At 71.9% G+C, this 13,111-nt stretch carries 11 protein-coding genes and 1 pseudogene; 6 read left to right on the plus strand and 6 right to left on the minus strand.

From position 1 onward, the window contains the following. Positions 1–95: 95 nt before the first annotated feature. The 3 genes from Cco03nite_RS16005 (at position 96) to Cco03nite_RS16015 (ending at position 1,970) form a co-directional block, all read left to right on the plus strand. A complete protein-coding gene (locus Cco03nite_RS16005) occupies positions 96–965 on the plus strand; it encodes an MEDS and STAS domain-containing protein (RefSeq protein ID WP_203692886.1) in 870 nt (289 codons plus the stop codon). Positions 966–1,017: 52 nt separating this feature from the next. Continuing rightward, complete coding sequence (locus Cco03nite_RS16010) at positions 1,018–1,410, plus strand: ATP-binding protein (protein WP_203692887.1); 393 nt, start codon at positions 1,018–1,020, stop codon at positions 1,408–1,410. 164 nt (positions 1,411–1,574) lie between these two features. Further along, positions 1,575–1,970, plus strand: a complete 396-nt coding sequence (locus tag Cco03nite_RS16015; RefSeq protein ID WP_203692888.1) for a hypothetical protein — start codon at positions 1,575–1,577, stop codon at positions 1,968–1,970. A gap of 435 nt (positions 1,971–2,405) precedes the next feature. On the opposite strand, the gene Cco03nite_RS16020 is transcribed toward Cco03nite_RS16015, so the two are convergent. The 6 genes and pseudogenes from Cco03nite_RS16020 to Cco03nite_RS16045 form a co-directional block, all read right to left on the minus strand. Further along, on the minus strand, positions 2,406–3,050 hold the full coding sequence (locus Cco03nite_RS16020) for a hypothetical protein (protein WP_203692889.1): 645 nt from the start codon (positions 3,048–3,050) through the stop codon (positions 2,406–2,408). Positions 3,051–3,309: 259 nt separating this feature from the next. After that, positions 3,310–3,951, minus strand: coding sequence for a response regulator (locus Cco03nite_RS16025; protein WP_203692890.1), 642 nt, complete (start codon positions 3,949–3,951; stop codon positions 3,310–3,312). Positions 3,952–3,988: 37 nt separating this feature from the next. Continuing rightward, complete coding sequence (locus tag Cco03nite_RS16030; protein WP_203692891.1) at positions 3,989–4,993, minus strand: Acg family FMN-binding oxidoreductase; 1,005 nt, start codon at positions 4,991–4,993, stop codon at positions 3,989–3,991. 177 nt (positions 4,994–5,170) lie between these two features. Further along, positions 5,171–6,146, minus strand: a pseudogene (locus Cco03nite_RS16035) (Acg family FMN-binding oxidoreductase). Between the two features lie 119 nt (positions 6,147–6,265). Next, positions 6,266–6,550 carry a universal stress protein gene (locus Cco03nite_RS16040; protein WP_203692940.1) on the minus strand — a complete coding sequence of 95 codons (285 nt, stop codon included), beginning with the start codon at positions 6,548–6,550 and terminating at the stop codon, positions 6,266–6,268. Continuing rightward, on the minus strand, positions 6,529–8,889 hold the full coding sequence (locus tag Cco03nite_RS16045; RefSeq protein WP_203692892.1) for a phosphoketolase family protein: 2,361 nt from the start codon (positions 8,887–8,889) through the stop codon (positions 6,529–6,531). Before Cco03nite_RS16045 ends, Cco03nite_RS16040 begins: the two co-directional genes overlap by 22 nt. Before the next feature lie 228 nt (positions 8,890–9,117). Between Cco03nite_RS16045 and Cco03nite_RS16050 the strand changes: the two genes are divergently transcribed. From Cco03nite_RS16050 to Cco03nite_RS16060, 3 genes are read left to right on the plus strand one after another with little or no spacing between them, the layout of a single operon-like run. After that, positions 9,118–11,664, plus strand: coding sequence for a cation-translocating P-type ATPase (locus Cco03nite_RS16050; RefSeq protein ID WP_203692893.1), 2,547 nt, complete (start codon positions 9,118–9,120; stop codon positions 11,662–11,664). A gap of 22 nt (positions 11,665–11,686) precedes the next feature. Further along, on the plus strand, positions 11,687–12,586 hold the full coding sequence (locus Cco03nite_RS16055) for a universal stress protein (RefSeq protein WP_203692894.1): 900 nt from the start codon (positions 11,687–11,689) through the stop codon (positions 12,584–12,586). 28 nt (positions 12,587–12,614) lie between these two features. Continuing rightward, the gene (locus Cco03nite_RS16060) at positions 12,615–13,037 is read left to right on the plus strand and encodes a CBS domain-containing protein (RefSeq protein WP_203692895.1); all 423 of its coding nucleotides are present in this window, start codon (positions 12,615–12,617) and stop codon (positions 13,035–13,037) included. Positions 13,038–13,111 lie beyond the last annotated feature (74 nt).

Here is a 13,111-nt window from a genome sequence, read left to right on the forward strand (position 1 = left end):
GGAGGCGGGTTTCGTCGGACACCGACCGGGTAGACAAAGCTTGCCGTTGGTAGGCGACTACGGTGGTGCTCGCTGTGTCAGCGTGAGGAGTAGCAGTGAGCGGTACGTCGGTGGAGGACCTGAAGCCGGGTGATCACGCCTGTCTGACGTTCTCCGACAACGACGAGCGCCTGGACATCGTCGCGGCGTTCGTGCGCGATGGTCTCCGGCTGGGGCAGAAGGTGCTGTGCCTGACGGAGTCCGTCAGCCACCCGGCACTGGCAGATGAGCTGACCGCACGCGGCCTGGCCATCGAATCGGCCGTCCGATCGAGGCAGCTGCAGATCAGCCCCAGCGGGCTGTTCTTCGCACCGCAGGGCACGTTCAATCCGGCGGCCACCTTCGACCGGTGGCAGGCGCACATCGATCAGGCCACCCGCGACGGACACGGCGGCCTGCGGGTGACCGGCGACATGTGCTGGGCGCTACGCCCGATCACCGGCGTGGCCGATCTGATGGAGTACGAGTCACGGCTGACCCGGATGCTCGCCGAGCAGAACGCGACAGCGGCCTGCCAGTACGACCGCCAGTGCTTCGACACGGTGACGCTGGCCGCGGCAGCAGAGTCCCACGGCATGAACGTCACCGCCGTCACCTATCACGACGACGCCCTGCTGAGAATCTGCCGCCAACACGTGCCCACCGGCGTCCGCGTCGCCGGGGAGATCGACTACCGGGCGATCGAACCGCTGACCACGGCTCTCACGGAGACCCTCGCGCTCGACGACCACGTCGACCTGAACCTGACTCAGCTGAGGTTCATGGATACGACCACGGCGGGCGTGATCATGCAGACCGCGCTCGGCCTGACCGCCCGGCAGCGTATGACCGTGCGTTGTACCCGAATCTCCTTCGACCTGCTCGCTGCGCTGGGGCTGAAAGAGCTGGCAAAGGTGACCATGACAGCGGTCCGCCATGACGACTGAACCCGGCAGCCGATCCCGGCAGGCGCCGCCAGACGGCCTCCCGGCGGATGCCGTGCTGCTCCTTGAGCTGCTGTTCGCCGAAGCGGACCTGGTCAGCCTGCGATCGGCGGTCGCTGCCCACGCCGACGCCGTCGGCTTGCGCGCAGAACGCGTCGACGCGCTGGTCTTCGTCGCGTACGAGCTCGCCACCAACGTCGTACGCCACGGCGGCGGCTCAGGCGAGCTGGCGCTGTGGGCGGCCGCCGGCGCGGTCTACTGCCGGGTGAGCGACGAAGGCCCGGGAATCCCGCCTGGAGTCGACGGGCGTAAGCAGCCGGAGCCCGGCTCGGCTGACAGCCGCGGTCTGTGGCTCGTCCGGACCCTCGCCGACGGCATGCACATCGGCACCCGCATCAGTGAGAGCAGAGGCAGCGTGGTGACAGCGATGATCTCTCGCGACCGGTAGAGCCACCGGCTCCCGGCGTGATGACACCGACCGGACCGGCGTTCGGCGCGTCCCCGTGACGTCGAGTCCCGAGCCGGCCGGAGCGAGGAGGCACCGGGCCGTCGGTGCTGCCGGATCGAGCAGCCGCTGTTCCGGTTCCGGCGGCCGACTGCCAGCATGTTCCGGTGGACGTGTGGCAGGAATTGACCGCAGAGCAGTACGCCGTGATGGTCAACGCGACTGAGGAGGCATATCTCAGCGGGGTCATATACGACCACAACTTCCACACCAACGCCGTGCCGACCGGTACCGGGCTGGTGGCGCCGCCGATCTCCGAGGAGATGGTGCGTTTCCTGATACCGCGTTTCGCCGATGTTGTGGCTGACCTGATCGAGCGGGGCTGGATCGAGATCCGAGAACCCCACGACGGCGAATGGAACAGTGCCGGGCCCATGACCGACGAGGAGGTCGCGGCAGCGCTGGCTGACCCGGACACCTGGCTCTGGCACGAGCAGCGCGCCAATAGGCTGATCATGCTCATGACGACCAGCACCTGGGATGACATGGCCAAGCGCAGCTGATCAGCAGGATGGTCGGCGACCCGGACCACCGGCAGATCGCCCACTCGCGGACAAGCGCGCTGACCGAGGCGGTGCTGCAGCCCACCTGGTCCTGAGAACGACAGGCCAGCCTGGTTCGTCGACCAGCGCCGCGTAGTGCACGGGGTCGTTGAGTAGCCACATCAGGTCGACGGCCTGTTCGGTGATGCATTAGGGTGAGCGGTCCGAGCCTGGCGGCGTGTTCGACCACCATCCGGGCTCCGGTTGGACTTCACCGTCTGCCACAGCTTGACGACCTCGGGTGAGTCGTCGGCGGCCCGGCGCACGGTTTCGAAGATTGGCAAGACGAGGCCTTACACCGACGCGGCGAACCCGAGCACCTCACTTCTTCGAGGTCTGCGGCGCAGGCTCGGGCGTGGGGCGGCCCGCCGGTCGGCGGGCCGCCCCCAGGGGCTGTCAGGCGTTGATCCGCTCGCGGTCCGGTGCTGCCTCGACCGGCGCGAAGGCCCGTGTGCGAGGGGTGACCCATGCGTGGACGAACCCGGCGACCGACAGCAGGAGCATCACCAGTGCCGACAGGAAGGCCACGAGCGCGGCCTGGCCGGCCTTGACGCCGAACTCGCTGAACCCGTAGGTCGTCAGCAGCAGGCCGCGCAGGGTCTCGCCCTTGAACATGGTCTCCCGCTGGGCGGTGACGTCGGCCAGCTGCTGCTGCAGCGCGGCCAGATTCGGGTCGTTGTTCTTGGCGGCCTCGGCGACCTGTGCCCGAAGCTGGCTCTGCGGCACGCCCAAATCGGCGTAGGTCTTGCCGTCGGCAGTGTTCTTCAGGTGCAGGCCGATGAACTGGATCGCGTACACCTCGGCCTGCTTGCCGGTGGTGAGCTTCTGGCCGGCGTACTCGACCAGTCCGGGCTGCCGACGCTCCTCGGGGGTGAGGGCGTCCAGGGCCTTGAAGGTGATGTTCTGCTCGGTCAGCTGCGAGCCGACGTAGTCGTTGGCGAAGTTCGCGTTGGCCTGCAGCACGAATCCGGCGATCGCGAGCAGGACGGCGATGGCCATGCCGCCGAGGCTGAACATCAGGTCGAGGGTCCTGCGCTTCATGGTCTTCTCCTTCGGGGGAAGGGGGTCGCTGTCTGGACCCAGAGTCCCGTGCGCACCCGCCGCCACAGCAGAGTGCGAAGACCTGTCGTGATGGGACCATCGGCCCTGAGCGGACCGGCCGTGTGGCCCCTGGGCTCGTCGGCCCACTGCGGATGCGCCGCGAGGCGGTCATGGGCTGTGTGCGTGGGGGCGAGACGTTGGTCCTGACCTGGGGCCTGGTCGGAAGGCGCCTGGCTGTGCCCTGAGGAGAGGCTCGGCCTCAGCGCCGGGTGCCGCCGAGCAGCCGCATCGCGAGCACCGCTGCCTGGGTGCGGCGTTCGAGGCCGAGTTTGGCCAGGATGCTGGTGACGAGGTTCTTGATCGTCTTCTCGGTCAGGAACATCTTCTCGGCGATCTCGTCGTTGGTCAGCCCGTCGGCGATCTGGCTGAGGATGCGCAGCTCCTGATCGGTGAGGGCGGCGAGTTCGGGTGGCTGGCCCGCGCCACGGCGGATGCGTTCGAGGACCTGGGCGGTGACCGCCGGGTCGAGCAGCGACTGGCCGGCGGCGGCACGGCGGACGGCGTCGATCAGATCGGTGCCGCGGACCTGTTTGAGGAGGTATCCGGCGGCGCCTGCCATGATCGCGGCGAACAGCGCCTCGTCGTCGGCGTACGAGGTCAGGATCAGTCCCTGGATGCCGGGGTCGGTCGATCGGATGTCACGGCACACGTCGATGCCGTCTCCGTCAGGCAGCCGGGCGTCGAGGATCGCGACGTCGGGGCGCAGCGCGACGATCGAGCGGATCGCTTCGACGGCCGACCCGGACTCGCCCACGACCTCGATGTCGCCGGGCTGCTGCAGCAGTTCGATCAGCCCCCGGCGGACCGCTTCGTGGTCGTCGAGGACGAAGGCTCGGATCATGGCGGGTTCCTGTTCCGGCCGTCGGCGCTCGTGCAGGTCACCGGCCGGTCTCGTCGATCGTGGCGGTGGCCTCGAACGGCAGCCGCGGCGTGTGTCCGGGCAGCGCGTGCTCGGGGTCGGCGACCCCTAGGCGCAGCACCAGGTAGGCGTAGCCGAGGTGGGACAGGAGCCGGCGCATCATGGCCCGCGTGCCGTCGATCTCGATGACCTGGCTGAACGGCAGCACGGCCAGGCCCTGCATGGTCGCGTCCAGCCACACCGCCGACAGGGCCTGCCCGGCGCGCAGCCACGCGGCGCGGTCGTCGTCGGCGCCGAACAGCACGACGTAGGTGGACGCCTTATCGTGGCCGCCACCGGTCATGAGGGTGCCGCGCACGCCGAAGTCCCGCTCGCCGACGTCGGTCTCGGGCCGCCGGTCCGGGATGACCTCTGGCGGCAGCCCGGTGCCGGCGGGGTGTCCGGGTCCGGCCCACAGGTGTGATTCGGCCAGGGCGGCGGGTTCGGCCGCGGCCGCGTCCTCGGCGTGGGAGACCGCGACGACGAGGTCGGTGACCTGGTCGGGGGTGAGCTTGTGCAGGTGTACGCCGACGGCGCCGGCGATCCTGCGCAGCTCGTCGACCTGCTCCGCGGTGACCGGCACGTCGACGGTCGGCCGCCGGTCGGTGTGGCGCAGCTGCATCGCCTGCACGAGGCGCACCGCGCCGGCGGTTACCGGCGTGTCGCCGACGACCGTGACCGTCGCCAGGTGGTCGGCGTCGGCCGGGTCGGGCAGCGGGCGCACGGCGACTTCGTGGCCCGCGGCGCGCAGCGCCACCTGGGCGTGGTGCAGCGCCGCCCCGCAGCTGACCAGCAGCATCCGCCCGTCGGGATCGGTGCCGGGCAGCGCGCGGCTGGTGTCGGCGTACAGGTCGAGCCGGTCGGGGTGGATGCGCCAGTGCCACGGCTGGGTGTTGTGGATCGAAGGCGCGCGCCGCGCGGCGTCGACGGCCTGTGCGAAGGCCGCCGCGGTCGACTGGCGGTGCTCACCGGTGGTCGTGGTCATCGTCTGCCTCCAGGATTCGTTGCCTCAATTGCACGCGTCGCGCGCCTGCGTATGCCAGGAGCGAAGGGTCCTTCCGGCAGGGACTTTCGACCCTGCCGACAGCGTCAAGGGCCGACCGGCCCGGTACGGCGCAGGTGTGCCTCGGTCAGCTGGTGCCGTGTCACCGGTGTCGCGGCTCTACACGACCTCCGGCGAGCGGGCCAGCACCTCCGACACCGGCCGACGCGGGCTCGGACCACCTGCGACGGCGTAACCGGCACGCAGCAGGATCTGCGGCGGCGCCGCGGTGCAGTCCCAGGCGCAGCTGTTCGCGGATCGCGGGCACGTCGATCGGCTGGGACATCAGCGAGGTCGCCAGGCCGTTGGCGGTGGCGGTCAGCAGGACCCGCTGCAGGCCCTGGCCCGCTTGCAGGTCGTCTGCGGGGGTGTCGCCGTAGGCTCCGAGGACCGCGACGAACGGGTCGGTCTCGTAGTCGCGGCCCGGTCGGCGGGCCGGGCCGTCGAAGTCGCGGCGGGTGAGAAGGTCCTGCGGTTCAGGCGCGCAGCCGGCGGCGTCGCGGGCTACACCGTCGGTGCTGGGCTGCTCGCGTGTCCAGGCGGCGAGCTCGGCGCGGTAGCCGGGTGCGGCCAGCAGCAGCCGGTCGGCGGTGGCGACGAGCTCGGCGACCATCTCCTGGGCGACGGGTCCCACGATCAGGTCGAGCCAGCAGTTCTCGGCGCGTGCCGCGTCGCCGAGTCTGGCACGCACGTTCAGCGCGACAGCCGTGTCGATGAACGGGCCGCGGTTGCTGTGCCGGTGCGCGATCGCACCGTAGAGCTGCTGTTCGGCAGGGGTGGCGGTGTGCGTGCCGGTCACCTGGATCCGGGCAAGGTGCAGTGGGTCGGCACGGTCGGGAAGCAGCGTCGTCTGGTGCGCCCAGCCCTGATGCGTCAGGGCGAGGCGGGTGTTGAACACGGCCGCGCCGCACGACAGGCGCAGGGCGCGGCCGTCGGGGTCGGCGACGGGCAGTTGCCGGTCCGGGTCGGCGAAGACGTCGATGGCGTCGGCCTGCAGCCGGAACCGCCACGGTTGGGTGTTGTGGACCGACGGAGCCCGCACGGCGGCGCTCACGGCCGTCGGCAGGTCCGCCTGCAGGGCTGCTGGCGTATGCATGCCTCCACTGTCGATGCCGCCCGGTGCCACTGGTCAGTGCCGTTGGTCCCGAATCTGCGGGACCGGCCCGTGGCGCGGGCCGGTCCGCGGCGGCGACGCCCGGTCGTCGGCGGGCGTGTTCAGCGGATCACGATGACGGGGCAGCCCGCGTGGTGCAGCAGCACCTGGCTGACCGAACCCCGCAGCAGACCGGCGGCGCCGGCGTGACCGCGGCTGCCGACCACGACGAGTCCCGCCTCAGCCGACTGATGCATCAGCGTGGTGCCCACCGCGCCGGTGCGGATCAGCCGCTGGATCACCGGGACGTGCGGGTGGTGGCGACGGGCCCCGGCGATGGCGGCGTCGAGCAGCGCCTGTGCCGCGAGTTCCTCTGGTGATGCGCTCAGCGGCGGGTCGGTGTCCAGTCGCGGATCTCCGGCAGGTCCTGGCCGGTTTCGCGGATGTAGGCGGCGTGCTCGGTGCGCTTGTCAACCATCGCCTGCCGCAGCGCGGCGGCCTTGCGGGCCAGGCCCGGCACCCGGTCGATGACGTCGATGACCAGGTGGTAGCGGTCCATGTCGTTGCGGACCAGCATGTCGAACGGCGTGGTCGTGGTCCCTTCCTCCTTGTAGCCGCGCACGTGCAGGTGCTCGTGGCCGGCCCGGCGGTAGGTGAGGCGGTGGATCAGCCACGGGTAGCCGTGGTAGGCGAACACGACCGGCCGGTCGGTGGTGAAGATGGCGTCGTATTCGGCGTCGGGCAGCCCGTGGGGGTGCTCGGTCTGTGGCTGCAGCCGCATCAGGTCCACCACGTTGACGACCCGGACCCGCAGCTGCGGCAGGTGCTCGCGCAGCAGGTCCGCGGCGGCCAGCACCTCCATGGTCGGCACGTCGCCGGCGGCGGCCAGCACCACGTCGGGGTCGCCGCCGTCGTCGGCCGCCCAGGGCCAGATGCCCAGCCCGCGGGTGCAGTGCGCGACCGCCTCGTCGATGTCGAGGAACGTGGGCGCGGGCTGCTTGCCCGCCACGATCACGTTGATGTAGTCGCGGCTGCGCAAGCAGTGGTCGGCCACCGACAGCAGCGTGTTGGCGTCCGGCGGCAGGTAGACCCGGATGACGTCGGCCTTCTTGTTGACGACGTGGTCGATGAAACCGGGGTCCTGGTGGGAGAAGCCGTTGTGGTCCTGGCGCCACACGTGCGAGGTGAGCAGGTAGTTCAGCGACGGGATCGGCTTGCGCCAGTCCAGCTCCCGGGTGACCTTCAGCCACTTGGCGTGCTGGTTGACCATCGAGTCGACGATGTGCACGAACGCCTCGTAGCAGGAGAAAAGCCCGTGCCGCCCGGTCAGCAGGTAGCCTTCCAGCCAGCCCTGGCAGGTGTGCTCGGACAGGATCTCCATCACCCGCCCGTGGCGGTCCAGGTGCAGGTCGGTGTCGAGGGTGTGGGCCTGCCAGGCCTTGCCGGTGACGTCCAGGACCGCGCCGAGCCGGTTGGACTCGGTCTCGTCGGGGCCGACCATCCGGAAGTTGCGGTAGGCGGCGTTGGCCGCCATCACGTCGCGCACCCAGGAGCCCAGCACCCGCGTCGGTTCGGCCGGCGGGCCGGGCTTGACGCCGTACGCCCGAAAGTCGGGCAGCTCCAGGTCGCGGACGAGACGTCCGCCGTTGGCGTGCGGGGTGGCGCCCATGCGCAGCTCACCCTGCGGCAGCCAGCCGACGACCTCCGGCCGTGGCGCGCCGGTGCTGTCGAACAGCTCCTGCGGCCGGTAGGAGCACATCCAGTCGGCGAGCATGGCCAGGTGGTCGGTGTCGTCGCGGGCGGCCGACAGCGGCACCTGGTGCGCGCGCCACGTGCCCTCGATGGGAATGCCGTCGACCTGCTTCGGGCCGGTCCAGCCTTTCGGCGTGCGCAGCACGATCATCGGCCAGCGCGGCCGGTCGGCGAGCTCGCCGGTGCGGGCGTCGGCCTGGATCGCTGCGATCTCGTCGCATACGGCGTCCAGCGTCGCGGCCAGCAGCTGGTGCACGGTCGCCGGGTCGTCACCTTCGACGAGGTAGGGCTTGTGCCCGTACCCGGTCAGCAGCGCGGTCAGCTCGTCGTCGGACAGCCGTGCCAGCACCGTCGGGTTCGCGATCTTGTACCCGTTGAGGTGCAGGATCGGCAGGACCGCGCCGTCGCCGACCGGGTCGAGGAACTTGTTGGAGTGCCACGACGCCGCCAGGGGTCCGGTCTCGGCCTCACCGTCGCCGATGACGCACGCGACGAGCAGGCCGGGGTTGTCGAGTGCGGCGCCGTAGGCGTGGGAGAGGCTGTAGCCGAGCTCGCCGCCCTCGTGGATGGAACCGGGGGTCTCCGGCGCGACGTGGCTGGGGATGCCGCCGGGGAAGGAGAACTGCCGGAACAGCCGGCCCATGCCGCGCTCGTCAAGGCCGATGTGCGGATAGGTTTGGCTGTACGTGCCCTCCAACCACGTGTTGGCGACCAGGCCGGGGCCGCCGTGGCCCGGCCCGGTGATGAAGATGGTCTCCTGGCCGCGGGCGGCGATGATCCGGTTGAGGTGGGTGTAGAGCAGGTTGAGGCCGGGCGTGGTCCCCCAGTGGCCGAGCAGGCGCGGCTTGACGTGTTCGGGCAGCAGCGGCTGGGTCAGCAGCGGGTTGGCCATCAGGTAGATCTGCCCGACGGACAGGTAGTTGGCGGCTCGCCAGTGCGCGTCGATGCGGGCGAGTTCCTGCGCGCCCAGCGGGGCGCCCTGCGCGATATGCATGTTCGTCAGCGTGGCTGCTGTGACCTGTGAGGTTGTAGGGCCGGGCAGCCCGGCCGGTCCGGGACTTTCGGCCCTGCGCCGTCTCCTGGGCTGGCCGCGGGCCGCGCGCAGGGATGGCGTGGTCGCAGGTTCGGGACTTTCGGCCCGGGGCATCGTGGCCCACCGGCCTGTGCGCGGCGGGGCGGGCTGCCCTTTGCCGCAGGTACATCACGGCGCGAGCCTTGAACCATGGCCCTCACCGAGACACCCGCCCCGGACATCGGGCAGAGACCCGCCGGTCTCACCGGCGGCGAAGCCGCGACACGGCTGGCGCACGACGGTCCGAACGCCGTCCCGCGCCCGCGGCCGCCGCGTCTGCTGCGGCGGGTGGTGGCGCAGCTGGCCGACCCGCTCGTGTCGCTGCTGCTGGTCGCCGGGGCCGTGACCGGACTGCTCGGCGACTGGGCCGACACGGCGATCATCGCGGTGGTCGTGTGCCTGAACACCGCCATCGGGGTCGCGCAGCAGGTCCGCGCCGACAAGGCCGTCGCCGCGCTGGACACTCTCACCGCACCGACCGCCCGGGTCACCCGCGACGGTACCGAACTCGTCGTGCCCGCCGCCGACCTGGTCCGAGGCGACGAAGTACGGGTCGAGGCGGGTGACATCGTGCCCGCCGACCTGCTGCTGCACGACGCCCACCGGTGCCAGGCCGACGAAGCGGCCCTGACCGGGGAGTCGGTGCCTGTCGCCCGTGCCGCCGGCGACGAACTGTCCGCCGGGACGGTGCTGGTGACCGGCCGAGCCGCGGGCACCGTGGTGCGTACCGGTGCACGCAGCGCCCTGGGCCGCATCGCTGAACTCGTCGCCACCACCCATGCCGGCCCGACGCCGCTGCAGCGGCGCCTCACCCGGCTCAGCCGTGTCCTGGGCGCCCTCGCCGTGGCGCTGTGCCTGGTCGTGTTCGCCGTGGGCCTGGCCTCGGGCAGGCCTCTGCTGTTGATGGCCCTGACGGCGGTCAGCCTGGTCGTCGCTGCGGTCCCGGAGTCGCTGCCCGCCGTGGTGACCCTCTCGCTGGCCCTGGGCGCCCGGCGGATGGCCCGCCGAAAGGCCATCCCGCGCAACCTGCACGCCGTCGAGACGATGGGGTCGGTGACCGTCGTCGCCTCCGACAAGACCGGCACCATGACCGAGGGCCGCATGACGGTACGCCGCGCCGTCACCCCCGATACCGACGTATCGGTCACCGGCACCGGCTACGAACCCGCCGGGCAGATCTCGGGCACGGACCGGCCGCTGCCACAGGACCTGCTCGACCTTGCCCGCGCGGGACTGCTGTGCTCTGACGCCGCCGTCCTGCCACCGGCACCCGACCGGCCGGGCTGGACCGCCGTCGGCGACCCCCTCGAAGCGGCGCTGGTCACGTTCGCCGCCCGCTGCGGCCTGGACCCCGCCGCAACCCGCGCGGCCGCGCCACGCTGGGCCGAACACCCCTTCGACCAGGCCACCCGGCAGATGACCACCGTCCACCGCGACGGTGACACGTACCTGACCATCTGCAAAGGCGCACCCGAAAGCGTCCTGTCCGCACCCGTCGCCGACCCGGCCGACCCACGCCTGCCCGCCGCCCGCCAAGCCGCCGCCGACCTGACCGCTGCAGGCCTGCGCGTACTCGCGATCGCGGCGGCCACCACCGCCGAGCCGACGAACCCGATCGCGCCGACCGGCCTGCGGCCCCTCGGTGTCATCGGCATCGAGGACCCGCTACGGCCCTCCGCCGCCACGACCGCCGCCGAGTTCACCCAGGCGGGCATCCGGCTCATGCTGATCACCGGCGACCACCCCGGCACCGCCGCGCACATCGCCGCCCAGGTCGGCATCTGGCAGCCCGGCGACCCGATCGCCACCGGCGACCAGCCGGAGCGGGCCCACCAGGTGCGGGTCTTCGCCCGCACCCAGCCCGAGCAGAAGCTCGACATCATCGCCGAGCTCCAGCACCACGGCCACGTCGTCGCGATGACCGGCGACGGCGTCAACGACGCCCCCGCCCTCAGCCGCGCCGACATCGGCGTGGCGATGGGCGGCGGCACCGAGGTAGCCCGGCAGGCCGCCGACCTCGTCCTGGTCGACGACAACCTCGCCACCGTCAGCCACGCCGTGGCCGAAGGCCGCCGCGTCTACGACAACATCCGCCGCTTCCTGCGCTACGGACTGGCCGGCGGCACCGCCGAACTCGCCGTCATGCTCATCGGGCCGCTGCTCGGCCTCGGCCTGCCGCTGCTGCCCGGCCAGATCCTGTGGATCAACCTGCTCACCCACGGCCTGCCCGGCGTCGCGCTGGGCGCCGAACCCGCCGAACCCGACGTGCTGCGTCGGCCGCCGCGCCCGCCCGACGAGCAGATCCTCGGCGACGGCCTGCTACGCGGCGTGCTGGCCCTCGGCGCGCTGCTGACCGCCGTCACCCTCGGTACCGGCCTGTACGCCGCCGCGGCCGGCTGGCCCTGGCAGAGCATGGTCTTCGTCGTGCTCGGCCTGGCCCAGCTCGGCATCGCCCTGGCCTCCCGCGCCACCCGGCCCCACGGCACCCGGTGGGCCAACCCCGGCCTGCTCGCCGCCGTCGCACTGTCGGCGGCCGCCCAGTTCGCCGCCGTCGCGATCCCCGCCCTGCGCGACCTGCTGGGCACCGCCCCGCTGAACGCGACCCAGCTCGCCTTCTGCGCCGTGGCCGCCCTGCTGCCCGGAGGGCTGGCGCTCATCTGGCGGACAGCCCTGCGACACCGCCACCACCAGCGATAATCCATACGGACAGGAGTCACCCATGGACAGCAACACCGAGCACCCGCAGCGAGCCGTCGTGGTGGGTGTCGACGGTTCAGCCGCCGCACTCGCCGCAGTGCGCCTCGCCGCGCACGAGGCCGCCCGCCGCGGCCTCGACCTGCGGATCGTGCACGCGTTCATCTGGCCGCTGATGCACGTCGACGTCGGCGCATCCGAGGCCGTGCCCGAAGGCGGCCTGCGCCACGACGCCGAACGGCTGCTCGCCGAAGCCGCCACGGCCGCCTCGGCCACGCAGCCCGACGTCACCGTCACGACCGAACTCGTCACCGGCGCACCCGCGGCGGTACTGCTCGCTGCGGCACGCCACGCCGAGCTGCTCGTCCTCGGCGACCGCGGGCTGGGCGGATTCACCGGCCTGCTGCTGGGATCGGTCGCCGTCCAGGTCACCGCCCACAGCACGACACCGGTCCTCGTCGCTCGCGGCGAGGAACACGCCGGCGGCCCGATCGTGGTGGGCGTCGACGATTCGCCCGAGGGCGCAGCGGCGATCGAGGCCGCGTTCGCCGCCGCCGAGCGACGGCACGCCGAACTGCTGGCCGTACGCACCTGGACCTACCCGGCCATGGCGACGCTCTACACGCCACCGGTGCCGGCCGACTGCACACCGGTCGAGGACGCCGAACGGCACCTGCTCGCCGAGACCGTGTCCACGGGCGCGAAACTCCACACCGAGGTGCAGGTGCGGGAGCAGCTGGTGTGCGGCCGGCCCGGGCGCACCCTCGTGCAGCTCAGTGAGCTCGCGCAGTTGGTCGTCGTCGGGGCCAGGGGACGCGGCGGCTTCGCCGGGCTGCTGCTCGGCTCGGTCAGCCAGCAGGCCTTGCACCACGCCGCCTGCCCCGTACTGGTGGTCCCGGACCCACGAACCGAACGCACACCGTGAACGCCGGCGGATTGAACGGGGGAGCGCCATGCCAACGACTTCGGACTCGGCCCACGCGGTGGGCCTGCCGCAGCGAGCAGTACGGGAGGTCATGAGCGGCCACCCGGTACAGGTCGCCGCCTCGTCGACCCTGGAAGACGCTCTGGCGACCATGGCCGGCGCGAAGCTGCGCCACCTCGTCGTCGTCGACGGGGCCGGGCGGTGCGCCGGGGTGATCAGCGACCGCGCGATCGTCGCGGCGTGGGCGGCCGAACCCGGATGCCTGTCCGCCCGCCGGGTGTCCAGCGTGCTCGACAGCCCTCCGGCTGCCGTCGACGTCGACGCGACGGTCGTCGACGCCGCCCGGCTCATGTGCGGCGCCCACGTCGACGCCGTCGCGGTCGTCGACCGTCGCGGCTGCGCGGCCGGCATCGTCACCGGCAGCGACCTGGTCTCGCTGCTCACCCGCTGATGCGCACCGAACCGGGCCGGGCGGCCTTTCGCTGCAGGCCACATCGCGGACCGTCCGTGGCCGCCGCCCGGCCT

This window comes from Catellatospora coxensis (genome assembly GCF_016862635.1).
GTDB lineage: Bacteria > Actinomycetota > Actinomycetes > Mycobacteriales > Micromonosporaceae > Catellatospora > Catellatospora coxensis.

What these genes read in the sequence shown, in the direction of transcription:
- Cco03nite_RS16020 (WP_203692889.1), bottom strand. Translation starts at nt 3,050, where the DNA reads ATGAAGCGCAGGACCCTCGACCTGATGTTCAGCCTCGGCGGCATGGCC.
- Cco03nite_RS16025 (WP_203692890.1), bottom strand. Translation starts at nt 3,951, where the DNA reads ATGATCCGAGCCTTCGTCCTCGACGACCACGAAGCGGTCCGCCGGGGG.
- Cco03nite_RS16030 (WP_203692891.1), bottom strand. Translation starts at nt 4,993, where the DNA reads ATGACCACGACCACCGGTGAGCACCGCCAGTCGACCGCGGCGGCCTTC.
- Cco03nite_RS16045 (WP_203692892.1), bottom strand. Translation starts at nt 8,889, where the DNA reads ATGCATATCGCGCAGGGCGCCCCGCTGGGCGCGCAGGAACTCGCCCGC.
- Cco03nite_RS16050 (WP_203692893.1), top strand. Translation starts at nt 9,118, where the DNA reads ATGGCCCTCACCGAGACACCCGCCCCGGACATCGGGCAGAGACCCGCC.
- Cco03nite_RS16055 (WP_203692894.1), top strand. Translation starts at nt 11,687, where the DNA reads ATGGACAGCAACACCGAGCACCCGCAGCGAGCCGTCGTGGTGGGTGTC.
- Cco03nite_RS16060 (WP_203692895.1), top strand. Translation starts at nt 12,615, where the DNA reads ATGCCAACGACTTCGGACTCGGCCCACGCGGTGGGCCTGCCGCAGCGA.